Genomic DNA, 25,482 nt, shown 5'->3' with positions numbered 1-25,482 from the left:
TGGTGACGAAGATCAACGTATCGCAACCGGCCTCGACCGCCTCATCGACGGCGTACTGGATCAATGGCCGGTCGATGATCGGCAGCATTTCCTTCGGCACGGTCTTGGTGGCCGGCAGGAAGCGCGTGCCAAGACCTGCAACGGGGAAAACGGCGGTGCGGATGCGCGGCGATTGGGGATTCGTCATCCCACGATTCTACCGAAGCGATGTTGACAACGCCGTTATTGCAATCTTGCGCGCCGTCCGGGAAATGCCACCACCCGGGCATTGCGCGCCGCATCGGCATCGTCCATCGGGCTGAACTCCGGCACCGCGATGCACAGCGCTTCGGCCAGTGCGTCCAGATCGTAGGCACGCACGCCGGCACGCAACCGTTCCAGCGACTGCGCAACGCGCTCGTTCGACACGCCGCGCGGCGGTGCCTGCAGGATGCCGGGATGCACCGTCGGCGTGTAATGCTCGTCGGCGTGGAACAGGGTTTCGTGCAGGCGCTCGCCCGGGCGCAGGCCAGTGAACTCGATGGCGATGTCGCGGTCGGGCTGCTTGCCGGCCAGCAGGATCATCTGCTCGGCCAGCACGCGGATCGACACCGGTTCACCCATGTCCAGCGTGTAGATCGCCTGCTGCGCACCGATGGACGATGCCTGCAGGATCAACTGGCAGGCTTCGGGGATGGTCATGAAGTAGCGGGTCACTTCCGGGTGGGTCACCGTGACCGGGCCACCACGACGGATCTGCTCGCGGAACAGCGGCACAACGCTGCCGGCGGAATCCAGCACGTTGCCGAAGCGCACCGTGACCATGCGGGTGGAACGGGCATCGACCAGCGACTGGCAGACCATCTCCGCCAGCCGCTTGCTGGCACCCAGCACGTTGACCGGATCCACCGCCTTGTCGGTGGAAATCAGCACGAAGGTGCCCACGCCTGCATCGCGACAGGCACGCGCCACCACTTCGGTCGCCAGCACGTTGTTGCGCACCGCCTCACGCAGTTGTCCCTGCAGCAGCGGCACCTGCTTGTAGGCGGCGGCGTGGAACACGGCCTCCGGCTCCGCCAGCCGCAGTGCATGCGCGATCACCGCCGGATCACCGCAATCACCCAGCACCGGGATGCATTCGATGCCGGGGAAATCCCGCCGCAATGCGGCCTGCACGGTGAGCAGTGCGAGTTCGTCGATTTCGACCAGTGCGATCCGCTGCGCGCCGTGACGCGCGCATTGCCGGCACAGTTCCGAACCAATCGAACCGCCCGCCCCGGTCACCAACACGCTGCGCGCGCCCAGCCAGTCGCGGATCGCCTTCCAGTCCGGCCTGTGCGGCTGCCGGCCCAGTAGGTCTTCGATGGCGACTTCCTTCAACTGGCCGGGCAGGAAGCGTCCTTCCAGGATGTCGGAAATACGCGGCACGGTGCGAAACGGCAGGCCGCTGTGTTCGCACAGGGCAATCATCCTGCGCATCACGATCGCATCGACCGAGGGCATGGCGATGACCAGCAATTGCGCTCCGGTCTCGCGGGCGATGCGGGCCACGTCCTCGGTCCTGCCCAGCACCGGCACGCCGTGTACGCGGCTGCCGCGCAGTGCGGCAGCATCGTCCAGAAACCCGATCGGGTCGTAGCGCCCGGTGCGGCGCAGGTCACGGATCAGGGCCTCGCCTGCCTGCCCCGCACCAAGGATCAGCACGCGCTCGGCACCTTCCGCGGTCTGCAGCATGCGCTGGTCCTTCCACGCCCGGAACAGCAGGCGCGGCACGCCCAGCAGCAGGGTCAGTGCGAACGGGTACAGCAGCAGCGCCGCGCGTGAAACCAGATCCAGCCGGCTGTACAGGAACAGCCCGATCAGGATGCCCACCAGCCCCAGCACACCGGCAACGAAGATGTTGATGAGGTCAGGGACGCTGGCGAAACGCCACAGCCCGCGATACAGGCCGACCCGCCAGGACACCAACCCCTGCGCGACCAGCACGATGATGACCGTTGGCGAGAATGGGGCCAGTTCCAGCGGCATCGGCTGCAGGGCATAGCGCAGGTAGTGCAGGCCCTGCCAGCAGACCCAGACCATGACCAGGTCATGCAGCACTACCGCCATGCGCGGCAGGCGGTATTTCAGACGATCCTTCCATGTACTCATGAGCCGAATCCTTCGGTCGCCTTCAATCGGCGGCGTGCAGGCGACGCCAAGCCGCCATCGCCAGCACACCTGCCACCAGCACGGAGAAGATCACGACCGCCGCCGATGCCTGCCAAAGCAATAGCATGATCCCAATCGCGCCCAGCGTCCATATTGCATAAGCACAGGTCACCGCCGTATGCCCTTGGCGGCGGGCCAACCGCTGGTACAGATGCTGAACGTGCGGTTGCCACCAGGCTTCGCCGCGCCGCATGCGCCACAGCAGGGTCATGCCGGTATCCACCAGAAAGACCAGCGGCGGCAACAGCAGCAGCGGCCAGTTCGAAGCCGCGCTGCCGGTCATCGCCAATACCAGCAGCACCGCGATCAGATAGCCCAGCGCACCGCTGCCCACGTCGCCCAGGAAGATCCGCGCGCGCGGCAGGTTGAACGGCAGGAAGCCGATGCCCGCCGCCGCCACGATCAGCGCGAATGCCTGCGCCACGCCACCCAGCACGCAGGCCAGCGCCGCCGCGCACAGCACGGCCTGGGTGGTGGCCAGTCCGTCGATGCCATCCATGAAGTTCCAGGCATTGACCAGCACCGGCACCAGCAACAGCGCTGCCAATACAACGGCCCCACTCGCTCCGCCAACATGCAGACCGAAGGCAAGCAGTACGCCAGCCAGCGCATGCACAAGCAAGCGCAGCCAAGCGGACAGCGGGCGATGGTCATCCACCCAACCGACGGCCGAAACCAGCAGCAGGCCTGCACCAGCACACCACCAAACAACATCGTGCGTGCTCACTGCGAGCCAGATGCAGGCGCACAGGCAGGTGATTGCGATGCCGATGCCACCACCGCGCGGGGTGGGCATCGCATGGCTGCGGCGTTCACCCGGCTGGTCGATCAGCCCGCGCCTGCGCGCGTGTGAAAGCGCCCATGCCGTTCCGATGGCCGAACCCAGCAGCGCCGCAACCGAAACAGCAAGCAACGTCGCTGGTTCAGACCACCGCATAGTTCAGCAGCGGCTTCACCGTGCCCCATTCCTTGCAACTGGGGCATTGCCAATGGTGGCTGCGCGCACCGAAGCCGCAACGGTTGCATCGATAGCTGGGGTTGCGCACCAGCAACTGGTCGGTGATGTGCTTGAGGTCATGCAAGGTGGCATCGGCATCGGCACCGTCGGCCAGGCTGAGATCGATCAATGCGGCCTCGCCGCGCACCGAAGGCCTGTCCTTCAACTGCTGCGCCAGATAGCGCCGGGCCGCGCCCACGCCTTCTTCGGCTTCGACCATGCGGGTCAGCGCCAGCACCGGCGAGATGCCACGGTAGTGCTCGCACATTTCGCTCAGGAACGCGCGCGCACCGGTGCGTTCGCCGACCTTGTCGTAGCTTTCCAGCAGCATCGGCAGGATCACTGGCAGGTAATCCGGATCATGCCGCGCGGCGCGCTCGAACGCACGGATCGCCGCCGACGGGTTGCCGGCTTCCAGTTCAATGCGGCCCTCGCCAATGCCGGCACGCACCGACGTTGCATCCGCCGCATAAGCACGCTTGACCGCTGCACGTGCCGCGTCGATGTCGCCATTGGCGCGATGCCGCTCCGCCAGTTCGCATTCAAACTGCGCAGCCAGCTTGCCCATCGGCTCGCCGGTGACTTCCTCATAGCGGGTCGCGTTGGCAATCGCCTTTTCCCAGTCGCGCTCTGCCTGGTAGATGCCGATCAGGTGCTTGATCGCCTGCGGCGCGCGCGCGTCCAGTTGCGCAAGGTCGCCGAACACGGTTTCGGCGCGGTCCAGCAGGCCGGAGCGCATGTAGTCCTCGCCCAGCGCGGACAGCGCCTGCACCTTCTGCGCATCGCTCAGGTCAGGCCGCTGCGCCAGCGCCTGATGCAGGCGGATCGCGCGGTCCACCTCGCCACGGCGGCGGAACAGATGGCCCAGCGCCACCTGCGTCTCGAAAGTGTCCTTGTCCAGTTCGACGATGTGCAGGAACAGCTCGATGGCCTTGTCCGGCTGCTCGTTGAGCAGATAGTTCAGGCCACGGAAATAGGTGGTCGAAAGCTTGCTGACCTGCGTATCGCTGTGCTGCTCACCACCACGGCGACCGACCACCCAGCCAGCCAGCGCGGCCAGCGGCACGAAGATCACGAACCACAGCCACTGGTCGAGAAATGCCATTTCAAGCTCCGGTTCGATGTTGCCGGGCTGCCGCCTCGGCCTTGCCCAGTTTGCGGCGCAACGGGGCTACCACGCCCAGCGCCAGCAGGATGCCGCCAACCAGCACGCCCAGCAGCAGTGCAAGCAGCACCGCCAGCCCAAGGCTGGTGTGGAGTGCGGTGAAACCAAGATCCAGCGCCACCGGCTGGGTATTGAGCGCGCCAACCACGGCACCCAGCAGGATGCAGGCAACGGCGGCGATGATGCGAAGCAGTCTGGCCACGTTCTTGGAAACCGTGCGGAAACGCCGGCTAGCTTAACGGACTGCGGCGGATGCCGATCAGTCTTCGCTCGGCAACGGAACCACCGTGGTCACCCGCTCGCGCAATTCCTTGCCCGGCTTGAAGTGCGGGACATGCTTGCCCGGCAGCGCGACCGAATCACCCGTCTTGGGATTGCGGCCCGTGCGCGGCGGACGGTAATGCAGGGAAAAACTGCCAAACCCGCGCACTTCGATACGCTCGCCTTCGGCCAGCGCAGTGCCCATCATCTGCAGCAACGACTTGACCGACATGTCCACGTCGTCGGCCTTGAGGTGCGGCTGGCGGCGTGCCAGCAATTCGATGAGTTCGGATTTGGTCATCGTTCGATATTCGTGGCGAAACAACGGCGACCCGGCCTGAGCCGGGCCGCCGTGCATGGATCGCCCGGGATTACTCGGACTTGCTGTTCAGCTGCTCGCGCAGCAGCGCGCCCAGCTTGGTGGTGCCGCTGGCGGCATCGGCATTGGCCTTGTTGTACTCGGCCAGCGCTTCGGCGGTCTCGGCGGCGTCCTTGTCCTTGATCGACAGTTGCAGGCTGCGGCCCTTGCGGTCCATGCCCACGAACTTGGCTTCCACCGCCTGGCCGACCTTCAGCACCTGGCTGGCGTCGTCCACGCGGTCGTCGCTGATGTCGCGCGCCATGACGTAGCCTTCCACGCCATCGCCCAGGTCAATGGTTGCGCCCTTGGCATCAACTTCCTTGACGGTGCCGTTGACCTTGCTGCCCTTCGGATTGGTGGCCATGAACTGGCCCAGCGGGTCCTGCTCCATCTGCTTGACGCCCAGCGAAATGCGCTCGCGCTCCGGGTCAACCGCCAGCACCACCGCTTCCAGGGTGTCGCCCTTCTTGTAGTTGCGGGCGATTTCCTCGCCGGTGGAGTTCCAACTGATGTCGGACAGGTGGATCAGGCCGTCGATGCCGCCATCCAGACCGATGAAGATGCCGAAGTCGGTGATCGACTTGATCTGGCCGGAGACCTTGTCGCCCTTCTTGTGGATCGCGGCAAAGGTTTCCCACGGGTTGCTGGTGACCTGCTTGATGCCCAGCGAGATGCGGCGACGCTCTTCATCCACATCCAGCACCATGACTTCGACTTCGTCACCGACCTGCACCACCTTGGCCGGGTTGACGTTCTTGTTGGTCCAGTCCATTTCGGAGACGTGAACCAGGCCTTCCACGCCGGGCTCGATCTCGACGAACGCGCCGTAATCGGTGACGTTGCTGACCTTGCCGAACACGCGGCTGTTGGCCGGGTAGCGGCGGGCGATGTTGTCCCACGGATCCTCGCCCATCTGCTTCAGGCCCAGCGACACGCGGTTGCGCTCGCGGTCGTACTTCAGCACGCGCACGTCCAGTTCCTGGCCCACTTCCACCACTTCGGACGGATGGCGCACGCGCTTCCATGCCATGTCGGTGATGTGCAGCAGGCCGTCGATGCCGCCGAGGTCCACGAACGCGCCGTAATCGGTCAGGTTCTTGACCACGCCCTTCAGCACGGCACCTTCGACCAGCTTCTCCAGCAGCACTTCGCGCTCTTCCGAATGCTCGGTCTCGACCACCGCGCGGCGGGAGACGACCACGTTGTTGCGCTTGCGATCGAGCTTGATGAGCTTGAACTCCAGCTCCTTGCCTTCCAGATAGACCGGGTCGCGCACCGGGCGCACGTCAACCAGCGAACCGGGCAGGAACGCGCGGACATCCTTGATGTCCACGGTGAAGCCGCCCTTCACCTTGCCGCTGATGCGGCCAACGATGGTCTCGTTCTTCTCGAGCGCTTCTTCCAGCTCGTCCCACACCATGGCGCGCTTGGCCTTGTCGCGCGACAGCACGGTTTCGCCAAAGCCATTCTCGAGCGAATCGAGGGCAACCTTGACCTCGTCGCCGATGCCCACGTCGATCTCGCCGGCGTCGTTGCGGAACTGTTCGATCGGGACGATGCCCTCGGACTTCAGGCCGGCGTTGATGACCACGACATCGTTGGTCACTGCAACCACGACGCCCTTGACGATGGCACCGGGCTTGAGCTTGGACAGATCAGTGGTCTGGCTTTGCTCGAACAGTTCGGCGAAGGATTCGGTAGCTACGGAGTTCATGAAAAATCTCGGGTGGATACACAGGTCGCATGCATCGGCATGGCGACCCACCTTGGGTTGGTTGGCATTCGCGCCCGCCCTTGCAGGCATGCGGCGCTGGGCCATGTGTGGATGAAAGGAAAAACCGCAGGCACGGGATGCGCCCACGGAACGGTTCTGCGACGAAAGAAGCGCGCCGGTTAGCCGGCAGGGTGTGTGACGATGTCCAGCACCCGCACGACCACGTCCTCGATGGGCAGGCCGGTGGTATCGATGTGGACGGCATCGGGTGCCGGCCGCAAAGGTGCCACCGCACGACTGGCATCGCGGGCGTCGCGGGCAAGAATCTCGCGAAGCAGACCGTCGATTGTGACGGAAACCCCTTTGTCTTTCAACTGCTTATAGCGTCTTTCGGCGCGTTCTTCGGCGCTCGCGGTCAGGAACACCTTGAATGTGGCATCCGGGAAGATCACCGTGCCCATGTCGCGCCCGTCCGCCACCAGCCCCGGCGCGCGGCGGAATGCCCGCTGCCGATCCTTCAGCGCAGCCCGCACTTCCGGGATGGCGGCGATGGCCGAAGCCGCCGCACCAGCGGTTTCCGTGCGCAGCTCGTCGGTGGCGTCGTGGCCGTTGACCAGCACCCGCAGGTCGCCGGCCTCGGTTTCGCGGAAGCCGATGTCGGTGTCGAAGGTGCAGCGCACCAGCGCGCCGGCATCGTCCAGATCCAGGTCGGCCCAGCCCGCCGCCACGCCCACCGCCCGGTACAGCGCGCCGGAGTCGAGGTAAAGCCAGCCCAGCCGGCCGGCCACGATGCGGCTGATGGTGCCCTTGCCGGAACCGGAAGGGCCGTCGATGGTCAAGACCGGGACGGAATCTGTCATCCGCCGATTATAGGGTGGGGTTCACCCCACCATTGCCATGCACGACTGACGATTGTCTCCAATGGCGGCACCGCACCCATTGAAATCCCGCCCCGCCAAGCTATTGATCCGGCAGTGGAATACCCGCTAGAATGCGCGGCTTCGTGTTTCATTTCATTCCATTTGCCGAGGTTCCATCATGAAGGTCCTGTCCTCCCTGAAGTCGGCGAAGGCCCGTCACCGCGACTGCAAGGTGGTTCGCCGTCGTGGCAAGGTCTTCGTGATCTGCAAGAGCAACCCGCGTTTCAAGGCGCGCCAGCGCTGAGAAACAAAACCGGTATGTTCAAGGCGCGCCAGCGCTGAGAAACAAAACCGGGATGTTCAAGGCGCGCCAGCGCTGAGAAACCAGACAACGCCGATCCTTCGTTGCTCGCGTTGCAGAAGGCCACCTTCGGGTGGCCTTCGTCGTTTCGGGCCATGCTCGCGGCGCGTTCACGGATTCGGCATAGAATCGCTGCTTCATCCGACACGACGGAGTTCCGCCATGCGCCGTTTGCCTCGCCATAGCTTCATCCTTGCCGCTGCGCTGATCGCCCTGCCCGGCCTTTGCATGGCCGGTGACACCCTGCTGATCCAGCGCGTGCAGGCGGAACCGGCCAACGTGCCCGCGCGCGGCATGCGCATGGCGCAGGTGGAGGCGAAATACGGCGCACCGAGTGAACGACTGGATCCCCGCGGTGGCCAGAAGCGCGTGTGGCCGACCATCAATCGCTGGGTGTATCCCGGCTTCACCGTGTATTTCGAGAACAACCGCGTGATCGACGTGGTGGTCAACCAGGCCACGCAGGACGAAGCCGGCCCGAAGTCCGCAACGCCCTGAACTGAATGAACGACACCCGCGTGCGCTTCCCCGCCGAGTGGGAACCACAGGCGGCGATCCTGATCGCCTGGCCGAATGCCGATACCGACTGGGCCGCGCGCCTTGGCGAAGTCGAGGACACCTACATCGCACTGGTTGCGGCGATCACCCGCTTCCAGCCGGTGATCGTGTGCGTGGCCGACGACGACGTCGAGACCTATGCGGAGATGCGCCTGCGCAGCAACCGCGTGGACATGGCGCGGGTGCGCTTCGTCACCGTGCCGTATGACGACACGTGGCTGCGCGACAGTGGCCCGATCACGCTTCAGGAATCCCCCTCACCCGCCTTCGGCACCCTCTCCCCCGCAGACGGGGGAGAGGGAATACAGCCGTCTTTCCGCCTGCTGGATTTCCGCTTCACCGGCTGGGGCGGCAAGTTCGACGCCAGCGACGATGACCAATTGGTTCAACGCCTGTCCGCGCAAAACCTGTTCCCCGGCAGCACACGGCAGCAGATCGACTTCGCGCTGGAAGGCGGTGCCATCGATACCGACGGCGATGGCACCCTGCTGACCACGTGGCAGTGCCTGCACGAGCGCCATCCGCAGGCCAGCCGCGAGGAACTGAGCGCAAAGCTTGCGGACTGGCTGGCGCAGGATCGCGTGCTGTGGCTGGATCATGGCGCGCTGGAAGGCGACGACACCGACGCCCACATCGACACCCTCGCCCGCTTTGCACCGAATGACGCCATCGTGTTCCAGGCCTGTGATGACCAGGCCGATTCGCATTACATCGACCTGAAGGCGATGGCGGATGAAATCGCCGCGCTGCGCACAAAGGACGGCAGGCCGTACCGGCTGTTTCCGCTGCCGTGGGCGAAGCCCATCGTGGATGAAGATCGCCGGCTTGCCGCGAGTTACGCCAACTTCCTGATCGTCAATGGCGCGGTGCTGATGCCGGCCTACGACGATGAAGCCGACGACAAGGCCGCGGCCGTGCTGGCGCAGGCGTTTCCGGGCCGCGAAATCGTGCAGGTGCCTTGCCGCCCGCTGATCTGGCAGAACGGCAGCCTGCATTGCATCACCATGCAGCTGCCGCAGGGTCTGACGACGTAGGGGCAGGCCCCTGTGCCTGCCCCTGGTGGGCCGCACGTTGGGGAATTACGGATTTGGGCGACCACAGGGGTCGCCCCTACAACGGCTGCCACATAAAGGAAAGACCCGGTCTCGCAGGCTTCGAACCTGGAGGGGACCGGGTCTGTGGCCGGAGCGATTTTTCGTGCCGCGTTGGCAGTGAAGTTTTTCTCCGGCGAAACCAAGCCTACGCCGGCGATTGTCAGCAATCGGTTAAGCGCCGCGCATTCATTCAACCGTTCGTCGGAACGGCCACCAGCCGCTTCCGGTCAGCGCATAGCGATCCGCCGCGCGCTCGAACGGATTGCGCACGCTCACCCCGCCACACAGGAAATACAGCGGCAGGAACAGCGCGCCCAGCGCCATGTACTGGAACACGTGCGCACGCTCGTGGTCGGCCAACACGATCGGCGGTTGCACGCAATGCCCGGCGCGATGCGCATAGGTGACGCAGCGCGAATCCAGGGTATCGCCGGTATGCAGGATCACGTTGCCCAGGGTCAGCGCTCCGCCCGGCCCCCACGGCACCTTGTGGAAGACGATGGCGAAATCGCGCAGGCTCAGATGCGCATGCGCACCGGTGGCAAGACTGGCCGCGCCGGCCAGCAGGCCCAGCACGGTATTCGGCAGCGCCCAGACGATGCCGAGCGCCTGCAAGCAGCGCAGCAATGGAGGCGACATCGCGCTCAACGCGAACGCGTTTCCAGCCAGCCGTGGATGGTATCCGGCACTTCCTTCTGCGCGCGTCCGGACACGTAGATGCCGATGTGGCCACCCTTGAACGACAGCTCGGTGTAATCGTCGGTGCCGGCCAAGTCCTTCAATGCGCGCGAGGCATCCGGCGGCACCAGATGATCCTGCTCGGCGAAGATGTTGAGCACCGGCATTTCCACCATGCCCAGATGCACCTCGCGCCCGCCCACCGTTGCGCCACCTTTGACGAAGCGGTTCTGCTGGAAGAACTGCTTGCTGAAATCGCGGAAGGCTTCGCCGGCCTGATCGGGTGAATCGAAAATCCACTTCTCCATGCGCAGGAAGTCTTCGACGGCCTTCTTGTCGTCGAGGATGTCCACCAGTCCCACGTACTTCTGCGCGAACAGCCGCCACGGCTTCAGCGTGAGGTAGGTGAAGTTCATCATGTCCGCAGGCACGTTGCCCAGCGTATCGACCAGCAGGTCAACGTCGATCTCGCGGTTCCAGTTCGACAGCATGTTGTCGCTGGTATGGAAATCGACCGGCGTCACCATGGTGATGAGGTTCTTCACCTTGTCCGGATTCAGCGCGGCATAGCACAGCGAGAACACGCCACCCTGGCAGATGCCGAGCAGGTTGATCGCATCCAGTCCGTGGGCTTCGCGCAGATGATCCACCGCGCCGCCCAGGAAGCGCTCGATGTAATCCTCCAGCGTGAGGAAGCGGTCGCTGCGGTCGGGGTAGCCCCAGTCGATGACGTAAACATCCTGCCCGCGTTCCAGCAGGCCTTTCACCAGCGAACGGTCTTCCTGCAGATCAACCATGTAGGGCCGGTTGACCAGCGCGTAGCAGATCAAAAGCGGCGACTTTGCGCTGGGCGTGCGTGCGCCACGGAAGCGATACAGCACGGTCTTGCCGTCGCGCCAGACTTCCTCGCGCGTGGTGACGCCGAACTGCACGTCATCCACTTCGCGCAGGGTCTGGATGCCGGCAGTGAGCTTGCGCTGGAACTGGGCGGCTTCCTCGGCCAGCGATTCGGCGGTGATGTTCAAGGGGCCATTCATGTCAGCGCTTCCTGCGTGTGGGCTTCACGGCTTTTTTGGCAACCTTCTTTACGACTTTCGCGGCTTTCTTCGCAGGCTTTGCCGCTTTCTTCGCAACGGGTTTTGCTGCCTTCTTCGCAGGCGCAGGCGTGGCTGCTTCACGCCTTGCCGGTGCGGGTTTTGTGGGCGATGGCGCGGCATCGCCACGCTGCATCCGCCGCAGTTGGCGTTCCAGTTCGGCGATCTTGCGATGGGCGCTGTCCAGTTCAGTGCGCCCCGGCAGGCCCATCAGGCCGACGGTGTGTTCCACGATGGCCTGCAACCGCGCACGCGCCTGCATCTGCGCGTTCACCAGTTCGCCGAAGGCGCGGCGATATTCGACCGACAGCGCCGCCTGCGCATAGGCTTCTTCCGCCGCATCCACCCACAGGTCGAACAATGCGCGCACGCTGCCGATCTGCCGGCCCGGTTCCTCGCGCTCGGCCAGCTTGCTTTCGAAGCGCGAGAACGCATCCTGCGAGACCTGCGCCATCAGCGTGTTGTAGTTGGCGAAGGCGTCCTGCCAGCGCAACTGCGCCTGCACCAGCGCCTGCATGCGCTCCTGCTGCTCGCGGGTGAAACCGAAGGCCGGCATGCCCAGCAGTTCGCCGGTTTCCGCGTTCAGGCCATGCAGCCACGGCGCAACCGCGCGGTTCCATTGATCCATGCCTTCCAGACCCGGCCCGCGCATGCCCTGCAGCAGCGACTGGAAAGGATTGCCCGCCGCGCCCAGCGCCTGCTTCCACGCCTGCGCCACGTCGTGCGCGCTGTGCTGCTGCCCGGCGAACTGCGCCGCGACCTGCTGCATCTGGGCGTACCACTGCTTGCCCTGATTGTTGAAATGGCCGAGCACGGCATCGAATCCGCCACTGCCCGTCGCCTTGCCCGCCCATGCGTCCAGCGCCGCACGGAAGCCATCCGTGCCAGCCATGCCCGCATCCGGCATCCCGCCGCGCAGGGTCTCGCCCCACATGTCCCAATAGCGGCGCGCCAGTGCGCTGAAATCGTCCGTATTCGCCATATGCCCTCCGCGCGATGTCATCGCTTGTTTGTCGATGCTAGCAATGCGGAGGTTGCGCCGCCATCACGTCGCAACCGGGCGGCGGCGAAGCGTGATATCAGCGCGGCATCGCCAGATGCGCTGCCTCCAGCGGCTTGCCCGCGCGCGGCACGGTCTTGATGACGGCGCTGGCCGGCAGCGCGCCCTTGCCGTCAAGGTGTGCATCGACGCGATCCAGCGCCTCATAGACATAGGGCAGCAGCGGCAGCCACACCGCGCCGTACTGCGGGAAGCCGAGGAAGGCGTCGAAATGCTGGGCATTGCGCACCTGCCAGTAGCGCACGTCGCGGCCCGCGGAATTCGCCATGATCACGTAGGGCGCGCTGGTGAATGCCTGCGGAACCAGCCCGTCGTCGGTGCCGTGGATCACCACCACCGGCAGGCCGGCGCGCGGCAAGCCGGCCCTCGTTTCCTGCGCCCCTTTGCGCACGCGCCGGGCATCCTCGCCATCGCCCATCCACAGCGCGCGCAGGCATTGCAGGCCGGTCAGGCCGAGGTCGGCAGCCGGCTGCGGATCGATGATGCCGACGCCCGCGCCCGGCGGGATGCCGCTGGCATCGGCCCACCATGCGGCACGTTCGTTGTTGGTTGCAGCACGCGGCGACAGGTCTGCGCCCAATGCGGAATAGCGATAACCGCAGGGATGCGCATCGTGCGGGTAGCGGCCATAGGCGGAGGCATAACCCACAGCCACCGCCCGCCACAGATCGAAGGCGACGCTGATCGAACCGGCCTGCATTGCGCCGTGCGTCCAGCCGCTGGCGCTCAGCTTTGCCAGCGCGTCCTGCTGCTGCGCCTTGAGGTCGGCACCGGCCAGCACGCCCTGCGCGGCCAGCGCCGCGCACTTCGCATCCGCGCCGGGTGCCGCCGGGATGCCCAGCGCCGGCAGCGCGCAGGGCATCAGCAGCGCGGCCTCGGTGCCGTAATCGAGCAGACTGCGGGTGCCATGGCCTTCGACCAGCACATTGGGCTCGCCGGCCACCACGGCATCCAGCCACGGCTCGGCATCTTCCGCCGCGCGCAGCACCGCGCCGCCGGCATTGGAAACACCCACCGCGATGATGCGGGTGTTGTCGAAGGTGAACGGTGCCTGCTGCGGCAATTGTTCGTTGAGCGTCGCCAGCGCGAACTGCGCGGCCTGCTTGAGATGACGGCCCCAGTCGGCTTCCGGGTTGTCCTGCGAATGCGCGTGCTTCCACGCCACGCCGTGGCCGCTGGCTGGCACCGGCTTGAACGCAAGCGCAGCATCGGCCCCGGCAACGGTGCCGTCGGCGGCAATGCCCTGCCCTGCATCCAGATCGTAATAATCGCTGCCGGTGCCCTTGTCGGTATGCACCACCGCGCAGCCACGCGGCAGGCCCCATGCACCGGCAACCGCAATCGCGCCATACACGCCACGCGAACCGGACGACGCCGTCACCACCACGCAGCGCTTGTTCGCGTCGAACGCATCCGGCAGTTGCAGCAGCACGCGATGCGGCTGGTGTGCGCCGGGCAAGGTTGCGAAGGCGCTGAACTCGCGCCCTGGCACGTTCGCCGTGCTGCCATACAAATCGCCATAGCCGCCGCCGGGCGCAAGGTCGGCGATGCCACGCCAACTGCTCCACAGCGCGCGGCGTCGCAGTTCGGCAGGCGTGGGCTTCGCGCTGTCGGCGAAGGCCGGCGGCACCATTGCACGCAGCCCGGCAAGGCCAAGGCCAGCAGTCAGCAGGTCATCGCCATCACGATGGTCGGTGGCGCGCTGTTGGCTGAACATCGAGGCTTCCCGGTTCGATGAAGGGGTGCTGGCGCAAGCGGCCAGCAGGACGATGGCGACGGCGCAGGCGTAATGACGGGGTCTGTTCATACCGCCACCATAGCGCCGCCGGACGCGCCTGGCATCGTACTTTCGTACACAAGGCGCGCCGCCGCCACGCGCAGCCTGCTAGCGTATGCAGCTGATACGCACGCAAGACAACGGACTCCCCCATGACCGACACCTTCCTTCAGGGCCGCACCGCACTGGTGACTGGCAGCACCTCCGGCATCGGCCTTGCCATCGCCCGCGCGCTTGCCGCCGCCGGCGCAAAGGTCGCCATCAATGGCCTTGGCACGCCGGAACAGATCGCCGCCGCGACCTCCGAGGTCGATGCCGCTGGCAGTGGTGGCACGAAGCATTTTGGCGCAGACCTACGCGATCCTGCCGCCATCGAAACGATGATGGCCGAACTCGCTGACTGGTCGAACGGCGGCGTGGACGTGCTGGTCAACAATGCCGGCATCCAGCACGCGGTGCCGCTGCACGAAATGCCGGTGGCGAAATGGAACGACATCATCGCCATCAACCTGTCATCCGCCTTCCACACCATGCGCGCAGCAATGCCGGCTATGGCCGCGCGTGGTTACGGGCGCGTGGTCAACGTGGCCTCGGTGCATGGCTTGGTGGCGTCGAAGGACAAGGCACCGTATGTGGCCAGCAAGTTCGGCATCGTCGGCCTGAGCAAGGTGGCAGCGCTGGAATACGCCGCGCAGGGTAGCCGCGACTCCGGCGGCATCACCGTCAACTGCATCTGCCCCGGCTGGGTGGAAACGCCGCTGATCGAACCGCAGATCGAAGCGCGCATGCACGGCGGCAGCCGCGATGACGGCGTGCGCGCACTGCTGGCCGAGAAACAGCCCAGCCTGCGCATGACGCTGCCTGCGGAAATCGGCGCACTGGCTGTGTTCCTGTGCCGGCGCGAGGCGCACAACATCACCGGCACCGCGATGCCTGTTGATGGCGGGTGGACGGCGCAGTAATCGCACCCATGAAGTTCGAACCTGCCGACATCGACAGCCCTGCCTTCATCGCCCTGATGGAAGAGCATCGTGCCGCGATGCAGGCGGCCTCGCCGCTGGAAAGCCAGCACGCGCTTGACCTGTCCGGCCTGAAACAGCCACGGGTGCGTGTATGGGTACTGCGTGAAGGCGACGCGCTGCTCGGTTGCGGTGCGCTACAACATCTTGATGTCAATCATGTCGAAGTGAAGGCGATGCGCACCGCACGCGCCCATCTGCGCAAGGGTGTTGCCAAGGCCATGCTGGCGCATTTGCTGGCCGAAGCGCACGCTTCCGGCTACGCGCGCGCCAGCATCGAAACCGGGGCCACCGACTATTTCGCTCCTGCACGCAACCTGTATTCGGCTGCCGGCTTCGTCGTATGCGCACCGTTCGCCGACTATACCGACGACCCCAACAGCTGTTACATGACCCGCACGCTCTGACCATGCCTTCCCTGCGGATCGACGCCGCGGCAGCCTTACATCGTCGCGGCATCAATCACGAAGCGATACTTCACGTCGCTCTTGAGCATGCGCTCGTAGGCAGTTTCGATATCGTCTGCGCAAATCATTTCGATGTCAGCCACGATCCCGTGCTGCGCGCAGAAGTCCAGCATTTCCTGCGTTTCTGCAATACCGCCGATCATCGAGCCGGCAATCGCACGGCGCTTGAAGATCAGGTTGCCGACGTAGGGCGACGGATGCGCGTGTTCCGGCACACCGACGAGGCAGAGTGTGCCGTCGCGCTTGAGCAGGCTGGTGTAGGCATCCAGATCGTGGCTGGCCGCTACCGTGTTCAGGATGAAATCGAAGCTGCCGCGATGCGCCTTCATCTGCGCCGCATCGCGCGAGATCACCACCTCGTCCGCGCCCAGCTCGTGCGCGGCCTGCCGCTTGGATTCGCTGGTGGTGAAGGCGACCACATGCGCGCCCATCGCATGCGCGATCTTCACGCCCATGTGGCCCAGCCCGCCGATGCCGACGATGCCCACCTTGCTACCCGGCCCGACCTTCCAGTGCCGCAGCGGTGAATAGGTGGTGATGCCGGCGCACAGCAGCGGCGCGACTGCCGCCAGTTGTTCGCGCGGATGGCGCACATGCACCACGAAATCACGATCCACCACGATCCGCTGCGAATAACCGCCCAGCGTATGACCCGGCGCATCGGCGGTCGCGCCGTTGTAGGTGCCGACCATGCCGCGTTCGCAGTATTGCTCCAGCCCTTCATCGCAGGCCGAACACTGCTTGCAGCTACCGACGATGCAGCCCACGCCGACGATGTCGCCGAGCTTGAAACCTTCCACCTCGTTGCCGACCGCGCTGACTTCGCCGACGATCTCGTGCCCCGGCACGCAGGGATACAGCGTGCCGGCCCATTCGCCACGCACGGTATGCAGGTCGGAGTGGCAGATGCCGCAGTACGCGATTTCGATCTGCACGTCGCGCGGGCCGGGCGCACGGCGGGCGATGTCGATAGCGACGATGGGCTGGTCGGCGGCGTGTGCGCCGCGTGCCTTGACGGTCATGACGGTTTTCCTGCGAACGATGCGCCAAGTATGCGCCCCGTCATCGCAGCGTGCCGTGCCAAATCAGCCGCCTGCGGCCTCGCCCATCTTGCGTTGCAGGTACAGCGGCAGGCCCAGCATGCGGATCAGCCGCAGCTGCTGCTCCAGCCAATGCGTGTGGTCTTCCTCGGTATCGGCCAGTTGCACCACCAGCATGTCGCGGCTGATGTAGTCGCCATGCTGCTCGCACAGCGCCACGCCCTTGGCCAGATTGGCGCGCACGGCGTATTCGGTGGCAAGGTCACGCTGGAGCATGTCTTCCACATCCTCGCCCGGCTGGAAGGTATCCGGCGTCATGTCCGGCGTGCCTTCAAGGAACAGGATGCGCCGCAGCAGCGCGTCGGCGTGCTGGGTTTCCTCTTCCATCTCGTGGTGCATGCGCTGGTGCAGCGCGTGCAGGCCAAGATCCTCGTAGCGGCGCGAATGGATGAAGTACTGGTCACGCGCGGCAAGCTCCCCGCGCAGCAGGAACTTCAGGTAATCGACGACTTCGGGATGGCCTTTCATGGCAGTGGCTCGATGCGGGAACGCGGCCAGTCTGCCCGAATCAAAAATCCGATGACGGGATGCGAATCATTCGGATTTTTGGCGATGCGAGGCTTATTCCTTCGCCGGGATCAGCGCCCGCAGGATCGGCTCGACCCAGGCATTGCGCTGGAAGTCGTAAACCACGAAATCACTGGAGAACTGCCAGTAGGCGCGGGCGAAGCCGCGTTGCTCGGCGGCGCGGGCGACGGTGGACGTCCACAGCACGCGCGAAGCCATCGGTGCCTTGTCGTAGGCGCCGAACTCGCCGAGCAGGATCGGGCGGTCGTGCTGCAGCGACCACGCCTTGACCGCGTCGAAATCCTTGCCGACCTGGGCGATCTGTTCCGGCGTGCCGAACGGCACGTCCTTTCCGCTGCCGATCTCGGCATCCACCCAGCTGGCACCCTGGTGGGTGAACGGGAAGGGATCGTAGTAGTGGAAGGTGGCGATGATGTGGCGGTCGTCCTCCGGCAACACCAACTGGTCGAGGTAGCGGAAGCTGTTCCAGCTCACCGGGCCGATGACTACGTTGCGGGTGGGATTGCTCTGGCGCACCACCGCCAGCAACTGCGGGAACAAGGCATTCCAGGCGGCGGCATCCAGCTCGCCATGCGGCTCGTTGAGCAATTCGAACAGCAACGAATTGGGCGCGTCCGCATAGCGCGTGGCCAGTTGCGACCAGACCATCTTCAGACGGCCGTTGCAGGCCAGCACGTCCTTCGCGCACTCGTCGAAATCGTGTACGTCCAGGATCATGTCCAGGCCGTGCTTGCGGCCCATCGCCACCACCCAGTCCAGCTTCTGCAACCAGGCCGGATCCAGCACGCCGTTCGCGTCCAGATGACGGAACGTGAACAGCACCACGCGCACATGGCCGAAACCGGCATCGTGGATCGCCTGGAAGTGTTCCTCGCGGTAATTGCCCTGCTGGCCGTCCTGCCAGTACGGGTCATAGCCAAGGATGTTGACCCCGGTGCCCATCCGCGCGACCTGTTCGGCGGCCGGTATCTCGACGAACGCGGACTGCGCCCTCGCCTGCGGTAACCACGCCATCGCGGCCAGCGACATTCCCAGCAACAGCATGCGTGCGGACATCCGAACCCCCTTCCCTCTGCCGTCATGGCGCTCCGAGCCGACACATTAGCCGCACGCGCCGGCGGCAACAACCGGCCCTGTCCTTTCATGGCGCTATAGTGCGTTGGGCAAACGGGTACGGTACCCGGCCACGAATCACGGAGAGGTGTCATGGGTCTTGTGCAGGCGGTGGTTGGTGCTGTGGGTGGCGCGCTTGGCGACCAGTGGAAGGACTTCTACACGGTGCCGGACGGCCTGCCGCCGACGGCAGCGCTGTTCGCGGCGGTGCCGCGCGGCACCAATGCCGGGCGTGGTTCCAACACGCACGGCTCGAGCAACATCATCACCAATGGCAGCAAGATCGTGGTGCCGGAAGGCTACGGCCTGCTGTTGATGCAGGACGGCAAGATCACCGGCTTCGCCGCCGAGCCGGGCGGCTATGAATGGCGCTCGGACGACATCAATTCGAAGTCGATTTTCGCAGGTGACGGCATTGTCGCCCCGCTCATCACCCAAAGCTGGGAGCGCTTCAAGTTCGGCGGCCAGCCCGGCTCGCAGCAGCTCGCCTTCTTCGTCTCGCTGAAGGAACTGCCGGACAACCGCTTCGGCACCCAGTCGGAAATCTACTGGGACGATGGTTATCTCAATGCGCAGGTCGGCGCGGTCACGCGCGGTTCGTACACGCTGAAGATCGTCGATCCGATCCTGTTCGTGAAGAACTTCGTGCCGGCCACCTACCTGCAACCGGGCAAGGTGTTCGACTTCACCGACATCGACAACGCGGCCGCCAGCCAGTTGTTCAACGAAGTGGTCGGTTCGCTGGCACCGGCGTTCAGCCTGTACACGAACGACCCAAGCAAGGGCAATCGCATCACCAAAATCCAGCAGGATTCGGTCGGCTTTGCCAAGAGCCTGTCCGATGCGGTGGAAAACGCCTACCAGTGGCGCTCCGACCGCGGCCTTGCCATCGTCAAGACCGCGATTGTTTCCATCGAGTACGACGCCAACACGCGCGAACTGCTCAAGACCGTGCAGCGCGCCGATGCACTGGCCGGTGCGCGCGGCAATTCCAACCTGCAAGCCAGCGTGGCGCAGGGCATCCAGGCGGCGGGCGAAAACGGCGGCACAGCGGGCGTGATGGGCATCGGCATGGCCTCCGGCATGCTGGGTGGCATCGGTGGCCTGCAACAGCCCATCGCACCAGCAGCGGACGATCCGGTTGCCAAATTGAAGAAGGCCAAGGAGATGCTCGACCTCGGCCTGATTACGCAGGCAGACTACGACGCGCTCAAGGCCAAGGCGCTGGGCCTGTAAGCCGAAAATCGCGCGAACGCCGCCATGTCGAACACCTCCACCCCGCCGCCGGTGCCACCCACCGGCCCGGTGCCCGTTGGGCCACCTCCCATCGGGCCAGGTTCGCCGCAGGACGTACCGCCATTGCCGGGAACCTTCCCGATTGATCCGGCCACGCTGCCCGAACCGATCCGCGACGAGTTGCTGGCGCCCGATCCGGTCGCCATCGACACCGCATCCGATGAACTGAAGGACGGTGCCAACCGCTGCCCGAAATGCGGTGCCACCGACATCCGCCAGAAGCCCGGCACCGATCTGCTGATCTGCCTGTACTGCCGCAACGAATGGCACGGGCAGCGCGTGGAGGAAGCGTTCGGCTTCGGCGAGGGCATCGACCAACTCACCGGCACGGTGATCGCTTCCGGCGCGCAGAACATCAAGGCCGATGCCTCGGCCCTGATGACCTTCAAATGCACCGGCTGCGGCGCGGAGGTGACGGTCAACACCGAAAACGCGATGACCGCGCGCTGCCACTGGTGCCGCCATGTGTTCGGCATCAACGAACAAATCGCCAACGGCGCAGTACCGGACGCAGTGCTGCCCTTCCACATCAGGAAGGACGATGCCGTCGCGCGCATCCGCCAGTTCGTGGACAAGCGCAGGCTGTTTGCACTGAAAGAGTTCAAGGAGCAGTTCACACCGGAGAACGTGGTGCCGGTCTATCTGCCCTACATGATCGTGGATGCCAATGCTGGCGCGGATGTTGCCGGCCACGGCGAGATCGAAACGCGCCGCTACACCGTGGGCAACAACAAGAACAAGACCACCTATTACGACGCCGATGTCTATCAGGTCGAGCGGCACGTGGACTTCACCGTGGACGACCTGCCGCTGGAATCCTCCAACGAACGCGGCAACCTGGACACGCGCGTCAACACCAACAACATCATCAACGCCATCCTGCCGTTCGACACCAAGAACGCGGTGAAGTGGAATGCGTCCTACCTGTCCGGCATCACCTCCGAAAAACGCAACATGGACGTGGAGCAATTGCGCCCGCGCCTTGAGGATCAATTGCTGTCCATCGCCCGCGCGCAGGTGGAAACCACGGTGAAACGCTATGACCGTGGCGTGCGCTGGGAACAGGAACGGCTGGACGTGCGCGGCACGCGCTGGGTGTCGATGTACCTGCCGGTCTGGCTGTATTCCTACCACCAGCCGGGCAGCAACGGCGGCATGCTGCATTACATCGCGGTGAACGGCCGCACCGGCGAAACCATGGGCAGCGTGCCCGTGCAGCACTGGAAACTGCTGCTGGCCGCAATCACCGCCGGCACCATCCTCGAGGGCGTTGCCCTTGCCATCATCGGGAGCCAGTAATGAGCGACGACAGCGGACTTGGCCTGCTCCTGCTCGGCCCGGCTGGTGCCGCCGGCCTGTACTGGATGCTGTATCGGTATTACCGCAATACCGACAAGTCGCATGCCTTCGAGCGCGAAACCACCATCGAAGCGCAGCCAGTCACCGGCATGGAACACGACCACAAGGTCGATGAAGTGAAAGGCACGCGCGAATCGCGCATCCGTGGCGACAACGTGAAGGACTATCGCAAGCGGGTGGAGCGTGTGCGGGGCGAACGCGATTCGTCCTGAGTCCGAAGCAGTGCGGCTTATGCGATAAATCCGAAAAAAACGGGGAAGGCGAAAGGCGCGACCTACAACCGATAATCCGTGCCAATACGCGGATCACGCGACGGCCATGCCGGGCACAGGGCTTCAACGACCTCCATGAGTTCGATAAAAGCCTCAATGGGGTCACGACGCACACCCGGCGCATAAGCGATACCGCCTTCCGCAAGCAAAAGCGGTTCTGCGTCAGCGGCGACTGTTCTCGGCAATGAGTTCATCCAACAACGCCTCCCTTTCAAACAGGGCGAAGTATTCGCGCAACTCGCGCATGTTGAGTCCGTCCCGGTTTTCACGCAACAAGGCACGGATATCACCAAGGTCATGCGGGCGGGACGGATCATTGACATGGCCTTGCAACTTGAAGGCAATCAGCCCTTCGACACTGATCACACGCAAATTACCCATTGTGGTTTCCCGCTCAACCGCCTGCTCCAACAGACGACGCGCAATGGGGCGATGCGCATACAGCAAGTCCAAACCTTCATCGCCCCGCAGGTAATTGGCTGCATCCTTGCTGCGGTGAATGCAGGTGTAACCCAGCGCAAGCAAGGCTGCGTGCAGCCTGTCTGCATCATCGGCATCCACCAGAAAATCCACGTCGCGCGTTGCACGGACGACGTGGTGTGCGGCCAGTGCAAGTCCACCGATCAAGGCGGGCGGTGTTTTACTCCCGGCAAAAGCGGCAAGCGCCTCCCTGATTTGATCGATCAGCCGAATCATGGCTCACATATTCCTTCTGTACTCCCCACCCACCTCATACAAGGCATGACTGATCTGCCCGAGGCTGTGGGTCTTCACCGCTTCCACCAGCGATTCAAACACATTCCGCCGCTCGCGGGCGGTGGCTTGGAGGAAGCCAAGCCCGGGCTTACCCCCTCCGCCGGCTTCGCCGTCGACTCCCCCTGCAGGCAGGGGGAGTGAATTGCGCAGGGTCTGGTAGTTCCGCACATTCTCGATCTGCTGGGCCTTCTCCTCGGGCGTCGAACGGATCAGCTCGATCTCCGTCACCACCTCACCGCCGTGTTCCTTGGGCAGGAAGGTATTGACGCCGACCAGCGGCAGGCTGCCGTCGTGCTTCTTGTGTTCGTAGTACATCGACTCTTCCTGAATCTTGCCGCGCTGGTACATGGTGTCCATCGCGCCCAGCACGCCGCCGCGTTCGCTGATGGCTTCGAACTCCTTGTACACGGCCTCTTCCACGATGTCGGTCAGCTTGTCCACGATGAAGCTGCCCTGCCACGGGTTTTCGCAGAAGTTCAGGCCCAGTTCCTTGTTGATGATCATCTGGATGGCGACAGCGCGGCGCACGCTTTCTTCCGTGGGCGTGGTGATGGCTTCGTCGTAGGCGTTGGTGTGCAGGCTGTTGCAGTTGTCGAACAGGGCGTACAGGGCCTGCAGGGTGGTGCGGATGTCGTTGAACTGGATTTCCTGCGCGTGCAGTGAACGGCCGCTGGTCTGGATGTGGTACTTCATCATCTGGCTGCGGCTGCTTGCGCCGTAGCGTTCGCGCATGGCGCGTGCCCAGATGCGGCGGGCGACGCGACCGATGACGGTGTACTCGGGATCCATGCCGTTGCTGAAGAAGAACGACAGGTTGGGCGCGAAGTCGTCGATCTTCATCCCGCGCGCAAGGTAGTACTCGACGATGGTGAAGCCGTTGCTCAGGGTGAAGGCGAGCTGGCTGATCGGGTTCGCGCCGGCTTCGGCGATGTGGTAGCCGGAGATGGACACCGAATAGAAGTTGCGGACGCCGTTATCGACAAAGTACTGCTGGATGTCGCCCATCATGCGCAGGGCGAATTCGGTGCTGAAGATGCAGGTGTTCTGCGCCTGATCCTCTTTCAGGATGTCGGCCTGCACGGTGCCGCGCACGGTCTTGAGGGTGTCGGCCTTGATCTTCGCATAGGTCTCAGGTTCAACCAGCTGATCGCCGGTCATGCCCAGCAGCGCAAGGCCCAGGCCGTCGTTGCCTTGCGGCAGATCGCCGTGGTAGCGCGGACGCTCGCGGTCTGCGAAGAAGGTGTCGATCTTCTGCTGCGCCTCCATCCAGCGGGCATCGTCGGCCTTCAGGTATTTCTCCACCTGCTGGTCGATGGCGGTGTTCATGAACATCGCCAGGATGATCGGCGCGGGGCCGTTGATGGTCATCGACACGCTGGTGGTGGGCGCGCACAGGTCGAAGCCGGAGTACAGCTTCTTCATGTCGTCCAGCGTGGGGATGTTGACGCCGGAGTTGCCGATCTTGCCGTAGATGTCCGGGCGCTTTGCTGGGTCTTCGCCGTACAGTGTCACGCTGTCGAAGGCGGTGGACAGGCGCGCCGCAGGTTGCCCGAGGCTGAGGTAGTGGAAGCGGCGGTTGGTGCGCTCCGGCGTGCCTTCGCCGGCGAACATGCGAATGGGGTCTTCGCCGGTGCGGCGGTAGGGATAGACGCCGCCAGTGTAGGGATACGCGCCGGGCAGGTTTTCCTTTTGCAGGAAGATGAGCAGTTCGCCCCAGCTCTTGTAGGTGGGCGCGGCGATTTTCGGGATTGGTTGATGCGACAGGGATTCGCGGTAGTTCTCGACGCGAATGGTCTTGTCGCGCACCTGGTATTCATTGACCGGCTCGACGATGGATTTCAGGCGGGCGGGCCATTCGCGCAGCAGGCGCAGGGCGTCGGAATCCAGCGACTGGATGGCGTCGTTGTAGCGTTGGCGCAGGGTGAGCAGGGAGCGATCCACCATTTCGTCATTCCGGCGAAAGCCGGAATCCAGCTCTTCAGAGGAAAGCTGGACCCCGGCTTTCGCCGGGGTGACGTGCTCTGGTGCATAGAGGCTCAAAGCCTCGGGCAACTTGTCGTCGCCCAGTTCCTTCAATGCCTCCCACAGCGATTGCGCGCGGTCGGCGATGTCGACCTGCGATTCGATGCGCGCATTGATCGCCCTGCCCTGTTCCGCGATTTCGGCGAGGTAGCGCACACGGTTGCCGGGAATCAGCACGGTGGCACGCGGTTCCTTCAGCGTGGTGTCGATGGATGGCATGAAGTCGCAGCGAACACCATCCCCACCCTGCCCTCCCCTTGAAAGGGAGGGTTCGAGATGCAGCTTCTCGCGCAGCAGGCGGCAGAGGCTCACGAACATCCAGTTCAGGCCGGGGTCGTTGAACTGGCTGGCAATCGTCGGATAGACGGGAACATCCTCGTCCTTCGTCTGAAACGCCACGCGGTTGCGCTTCCACTGCTTGCGCACGTCGCGCAGGGCGTCTTCCGCGCCGCGCTTGTCGAACTTGTTGAGCACGACGAGTTCGGCGTAATCCAGCATGTCGATCTTTTCGAGCTGGCTGGGCGCACCGAAGTCGCTGGTCATCACGTACATCGGGAAATCGACCAGATCGACGATCTCCGAATCGCTCTGGCCGATGCCGGCGGTTTCGACGATCACAAGGTCATAGCCCAGCGACTTCAGGAAGGCGATGCAGTCCTTCAGCACGATGTTGGTCGCCATGTGCTGGCGGCGGGTGGCCATCGAGCGCATGAACACGCGCGGGCTGCGCAGCGCGTTCATGCGAATGCGGTCGCCCAGCAGCGCACCGCCGGTGCGGCGGCGGGTGGGATCGACGCTGACCACGGCGACGTGCATGTCCGGGAAGTTGGACAGGAAGCGGTTGAGCAGTTCATCCGTCACCGAGGACTTGCCCGCGCCGCCGGTGCCGGTGATGCCGACCACCGGCGTCTTGCCGCCGGCCAGCGCCCATTCCTTGCGCAGGCGGGCCAGTTCGGCTTCGTCCAAGGCGGATTCTTCAATCGCTGAAAGCATTCGACCAATTTCGATTTCATTGTCGAAACCGACTTTGTGCGGTGTATCCACCGGCAGGCGCGCGGCACCGGCGCGGCGCACCACGTCCTCGATCATCTCCACCAGCCCCATCTTCATGCCGTCGTTGGGGTGGTAGATGCGCTCGACGCCGTAAGCCTCCAGCTCGCGGATTTCCTCCGGCGTGATGGTGCCGCCGCCGCCGGCGAACACGCGGATGTGGGCGGCGTCGCGCGCCTTCAGCATGTCCACCATGTACTTCAGGTATTCGACGTGGCCGCCCTGGTAGCTGGACAGCGCGATGGCGTCGGCATCTTCCTGCAGGGCCGCGCGCACCACGTCTTCCACGCTGCGGTTGTGGCCGAGGTGGATCACCTCCGCGCCCTGGGC

At 64.5% G+C, this 25,482-nt stretch carries 25 protein-coding genes; 8 read left to right on the top strand and 17 right to left on the bottom strand.

Translation table 11 applies throughout. The features are described from left to right. The 8 genes from QM612_RS07060 to cmk all read right to left on the bottom strand — a co-directional run. Window positions 1-187: sugar phosphate nucleotidyltransferase (locus QM612_RS07060; protein ID WP_415253191.1), on the bottom strand; the 187-nt coding region annotated here is incomplete at its 3' end. Between the two features lie 35 nt (window positions 188-222). Continuing rightward, window positions 223-2,130, bottom strand: a complete 1,908-nt coding sequence (locus QM612_RS07055) for a polysaccharide biosynthesis protein (RefSeq protein WP_415253190.1) — start codon at window positions 2,128-2,130, stop codon at window positions 223-225. Between the two features lie 22 nt (window positions 2,131-2,152). Beyond that, window positions 2,153-3,103, bottom strand: coding sequence for a hypothetical protein (locus QM612_RS07050; protein ID WP_415253189.1), 951 nt, complete (start codon window positions 3,101-3,103; stop codon window positions 2,153-2,155). A 10-nt stretch (window positions 3,104-3,113) separates the two neighbouring features. Beyond that, window positions 3,114-4,292, bottom strand: a complete 1,179-nt coding sequence (lapB, locus tag QM612_RS07045) for a lipopolysaccharide assembly protein LapB (protein WP_415253188.1) — start codon at window positions 4,290-4,292, stop codon at window positions 3,114-3,116. Between the two features lies 1 nt (window position 4,293). Next, window positions 4,294-4,554: a lipopolysaccharide assembly protein LapA domain-containing protein gene (locus tag QM612_RS07040; protein WP_415253187.1), complete on the bottom strand. Its 261-nt coding sequence runs from the start codon at window positions 4,552-4,554 to the stop codon at window positions 4,294-4,296. A 57-nt stretch (window positions 4,555-4,611) separates the two neighbouring features. Continuing rightward, window positions 4,612-4,914 (bottom strand): integration host factor subunit beta, encoded by a 303-nt coding sequence (locus QM612_RS07035; protein ID WP_415253186.1) that lies wholly within the window; start codon window positions 4,912-4,914, stop codon window positions 4,612-4,614. A 70-nt stretch (window positions 4,915-4,984) separates the two neighbouring features. Next, a complete protein-coding gene (rpsA, locus tag QM612_RS07030) occupies window positions 4,985-6,688 on the bottom strand; it encodes a 30S ribosomal protein S1 (protein ID WP_415253185.1) in 1,704 nt (567 codons plus the stop codon). Window positions 6,689-6,867: 179 nt separating this feature from the next. Further along, entirely contained in the window at window positions 6,868-7,548 is a 681-nt protein-coding gene (gene cmk / locus QM612_RS07025; protein ID WP_415253184.1) for a (d)CMP kinase, read from the bottom strand. A gap of 178 nt (window positions 7,549-7,726) precedes the next feature. On the opposite strand from cmk, the gene ykgO reads away from it, so the two are divergent. From ykgO to QM612_RS07010, 3 genes are all read left to right on the top strand, one after another. Beyond that, window positions 7,727-7,852, top strand: coding sequence for a type B 50S ribosomal protein L36 (ykgO, locus tag QM612_RS07020; protein WP_010342887.1), 126 nt, complete (start codon window positions 7,727-7,729; stop codon window positions 7,850-7,852). Between the two features lie 219 nt (window positions 7,853-8,071). Further along, window positions 8,072-8,407, top strand: coding sequence for a hypothetical protein (locus QM612_RS07015; RefSeq protein WP_415253183.1), 336 nt, complete (start codon window positions 8,072-8,074; stop codon window positions 8,405-8,407). 5 nt (window positions 8,408-8,412) lie between these two features. Beyond that, entirely contained in the window at window positions 8,413-9,501 is a 1,089-nt protein-coding gene (locus QM612_RS07010; protein WP_415253182.1) for an agmatine deiminase family protein, read from the top strand. 246 nt (window positions 9,502-9,747) lie between these two features. Here the strand turns inward: QM612_RS07010 and QM612_RS07005 are convergent, their stop codons facing one another. The 4 genes from QM612_RS07005 to QM612_RS06990 form a co-directional block, all read right to left on the bottom strand. Then, window positions 9,748-10,200, bottom strand: a complete 453-nt coding sequence (locus QM612_RS07005) for a hypothetical protein (RefSeq protein WP_415253181.1) — start codon at window positions 10,198-10,200, stop codon at window positions 9,748-9,750. A gap of 5 nt (window positions 10,201-10,205) precedes the next feature. After that, window positions 10,206-11,276, bottom strand: coding sequence for a class III poly(R)-hydroxyalkanoic acid synthase subunit PhaC (locus tag QM612_RS07000; protein WP_415253180.1), 1,071 nt, complete (start codon window positions 11,274-11,276; stop codon window positions 10,206-10,208). A 1-nt stretch (window position 11,277) separates the two neighbouring features. Continuing rightward, a complete protein-coding gene (phaE, locus tag QM612_RS06995; protein ID WP_415253179.1) occupies window positions 11,278-12,315 on the bottom strand; it encodes a class III poly(R)-hydroxyalkanoic acid synthase subunit PhaE in 1,038 nt (345 codons plus the stop codon). A 97-nt stretch (window positions 12,316-12,412) separates the two neighbouring features. Further along, a complete protein-coding gene (locus QM612_RS06990; protein WP_415253178.1) occupies window positions 12,413-14,200 on the bottom strand; it encodes a 3-hydroxybutyrate oligomer hydrolase family protein in 1,788 nt (595 codons plus the stop codon). 122 nt (window positions 14,201-14,322) lie between these two features. Here QM612_RS06990 and QM612_RS06985 point away from each other — a divergent pair, with 122 nt between their 5' ends. Together QM612_RS06985 and QM612_RS06980 are read left to right on the top strand one after the other, a co-directional pair. Next, window positions 14,323-15,132: a 3-hydroxybutyrate dehydrogenase gene (locus QM612_RS06985; protein ID WP_415253177.1), complete on the top strand. Its 810-nt coding sequence runs from the start codon at window positions 14,323-14,325 to the stop codon at window positions 15,130-15,132. Window positions 15,133-15,140: 8 nt separating this feature from the next. Then, window positions 15,141-15,596, top strand: a complete 456-nt coding sequence (locus tag QM612_RS06980) for a GNAT family N-acetyltransferase (protein WP_415253176.1) — start codon at window positions 15,141-15,143, stop codon at window positions 15,594-15,596. A 35-nt stretch (window positions 15,597-15,631) separates the two neighbouring features. On the opposite strand, the gene QM612_RS06975 is transcribed toward QM612_RS06980, so the two are convergent. The 3 genes from QM612_RS06975 to QM612_RS06965 form a co-directional block, all read right to left on the bottom strand. After that, entirely contained in the window at window positions 15,632-16,678 is a 1,047-nt protein-coding gene (locus QM612_RS06975) for an NAD(P)-dependent alcohol dehydrogenase (RefSeq protein ID WP_415253175.1), read from the bottom strand. A 63-nt stretch (window positions 16,679-16,741) separates the two neighbouring features. Further along, window positions 16,742-17,224, bottom strand: a complete 483-nt coding sequence (bfr, locus tag QM612_RS06970) for a bacterioferritin (RefSeq protein WP_415253174.1) — start codon at window positions 17,222-17,224, stop codon at window positions 16,742-16,744. Window positions 17,225-17,317: 93 nt separating this feature from the next. After that, window positions 17,318-18,340 carry a glycoside hydrolase family 5 protein gene (locus QM612_RS06965; RefSeq protein WP_415253173.1) on the bottom strand — a complete coding sequence of 341 codons (1,023 nt, stop codon included), beginning with the start codon at window positions 18,338-18,340 and terminating at the stop codon, window positions 17,318-17,320. Between the two features lie 150 nt (window positions 18,341-18,490). Here QM612_RS06965 and QM612_RS06960 point away from each other — a divergent pair, with 150 nt between their 5' ends. Genes QM612_RS06960 through QM612_RS06950 form a run of 3 tightly spaced genes read left to right on the top strand, consistent with a single transcriptional unit; the run spans window position 18,491 to window position 21,264 of the window. Further along, window positions 18,491-19,633, top strand: coding sequence for an SPFH domain-containing protein (locus QM612_RS06960; protein WP_415253172.1), 1,143 nt, complete (start codon window positions 18,491-18,493; stop codon window positions 19,631-19,633). A gap of 24 nt (window positions 19,634-19,657) precedes the next feature. Next, complete coding sequence (locus QM612_RS06955) at window positions 19,658-20,992, top strand: TFIIB-type zinc ribbon-containing protein (protein WP_415253171.1); 1,335 nt, start codon at window positions 19,658-19,660, stop codon at window positions 20,990-20,992. Beyond that, complete coding sequence (locus QM612_RS06950) at window positions 20,992-21,264, top strand: hypothetical protein (protein ID WP_415253170.1); 273 nt, start codon at window positions 20,992-20,994, stop codon at window positions 21,262-21,264. The genes QM612_RS06955 and QM612_RS06950 overlap by 1 nt, the downstream gene beginning before the upstream one ends. 222 nt (window positions 21,265-21,486) lie before the next feature. Here QM612_RS06950 and QM612_RS06945 read toward each other — a convergent pair whose 3' ends face one another. Further along, window positions 21,487-22,020, bottom strand: coding sequence for a nucleotidyltransferase family protein (locus QM612_RS06945; protein WP_415253169.1), 534 nt, complete (start codon window positions 22,018-22,020; stop codon window positions 21,487-21,489). Window positions 22,021-22,023: 3 nt separating this feature from the next. Continuing rightward, the coding region (locus QM612_RS06940) for a methylmalonyl-CoA mutase family protein (protein ID WP_415253168.1) at window positions 22,024-25,482 on the bottom strand (3,459 nt) is incomplete at its 5' end.

This window comes from Thermomonas sp. (genome assembly GCF_047606765.1).
Lineage (GTDB): Bacteria > Pseudomonadota > Gammaproteobacteria > Xanthomonadales > Xanthomonadaceae > Thermomonas.
This window is presented reverse-complemented; position numbering and strand designations above follow the sequence as displayed.

Bases quoted from the DNA above. Each gene is read 5' to 3' on its own strand.
- QM612_RS06990 (WP_415253178.1), bottom strand. From the start codon at position 14,200: ATGAACAGACCCCGTCATTACGCCTGCGCCGTCGCCATCGTCCTGCTG.
- QM612_RS06950 (WP_415253170.1), top strand. From the start codon at position 20,992: ATGAGCGACGACAGCGGACTTGGCCTGCTCCTGCTCGGCCCGGCTGGT.
- QM612_RS06985 (WP_415253177.1), top strand. From the start codon at position 14,323: ATGACCGACACCTTCCTTCAGGGCCGCACCGCACTGGTGACTGGCAGC.
- lapB (WP_415253188.1), bottom strand. From the start codon at position 4,292: ATGGCATTTCTCGACCAGTGGCTGTGGTTCGTGATCTTCGTGCCGCTG.
- QM612_RS07010 (WP_415253182.1), top strand. From the start codon at position 8,413: ATGAACGACACCCGCGTGCGCTTCCCCGCCGAGTGGGAACCACAGGCG.
- bfr (WP_415253174.1), bottom strand. From the start codon at position 17,224: ATGAAAGGCCATCCCGAAGTCGTCGATTACCTGAAGTTCCTGCTGCGC.
- QM612_RS06960 (WP_415253172.1), top strand. From the start codon at position 18,491: ATGGGTCTTGTGCAGGCGGTGGTTGGTGCTGTGGGTGGCGCGCTTGGC.
- QM612_RS07055 (WP_415253190.1), bottom strand. From the start codon at position 2,130: ATGAGTACATGGAAGGATCGTCTGAAATACCGCCTGCCGCGCATGGCG.
- phaE (WP_415253179.1), bottom strand. From the start codon at position 12,315: ATGGCGAATACGGACGATTTCAGCGCACTGGCGCGCCGCTATTGGGAC.
- QM612_RS06965 (WP_415253173.1), bottom strand. From the start codon at position 18,340: ATGTCCGCACGCATGCTGTTGCTGGGAATGTCGCTGGCCGCGATGGCG.
- QM612_RS07035 (WP_415253186.1), bottom strand. From the start codon at position 4,914: ATGACCAAATCCGAACTCATCGAATTGCTGGCACGCCGCCAGCCGCAC.
- QM612_RS06980 (WP_415253176.1), top strand. From the start codon at position 15,141: ATGAAGTTCGAACCTGCCGACATCGACAGCCCTGCCTTCATCGCCCTG.
- QM612_RS06975 (WP_415253175.1), bottom strand. From the start codon at position 16,678: ATGACCGTCAAGGCACGCGGCGCACACGCCGCCGACCAGCCCATCGTC.
- rpsA (WP_415253185.1), bottom strand. From the start codon at position 6,688: ATGAACTCCGTAGCTACCGAATCCTTCGCCGAACTGTTCGAGCAAAGC.
- QM612_RS07015 (WP_415253183.1), top strand. From the start codon at position 8,072: ATGCGCCGTTTGCCTCGCCATAGCTTCATCCTTGCCGCTGCGCTGATC.
- ykgO (WP_010342887.1), top strand. From the start codon at position 7,727: ATGAAGGTCCTGTCCTCCCTGAAGTCGGCGAAGGCCCGTCACCGCGAC.
- cmk (WP_415253184.1), bottom strand. From the start codon at position 7,548: ATGACAGATTCCGTCCCGGTCTTGACCATCGACGGCCCTTCCGGTTCC.
- QM612_RS07005 (WP_415253181.1), bottom strand. From the start codon at position 10,200: ATGTCGCCTCCATTGCTGCGCTGCTTGCAGGCGCTCGGCATCGTCTGG.
- QM612_RS06955 (WP_415253171.1), top strand. From the start codon at position 19,658: ATGTCGAACACCTCCACCCCGCCGCCGGTGCCACCCACCGGCCCGGTG.
- QM612_RS06945 (WP_415253169.1), bottom strand. From the start codon at position 22,020: ATGATTCGGCTGATCGATCAAATCAGGGAGGCGCTTGCCGCTTTTGCC.
- QM612_RS07000 (WP_415253180.1), bottom strand. From the start codon at position 11,276: ATGAATGGCCCCTTGAACATCACCGCCGAATCGCTGGCCGAGGAAGCC.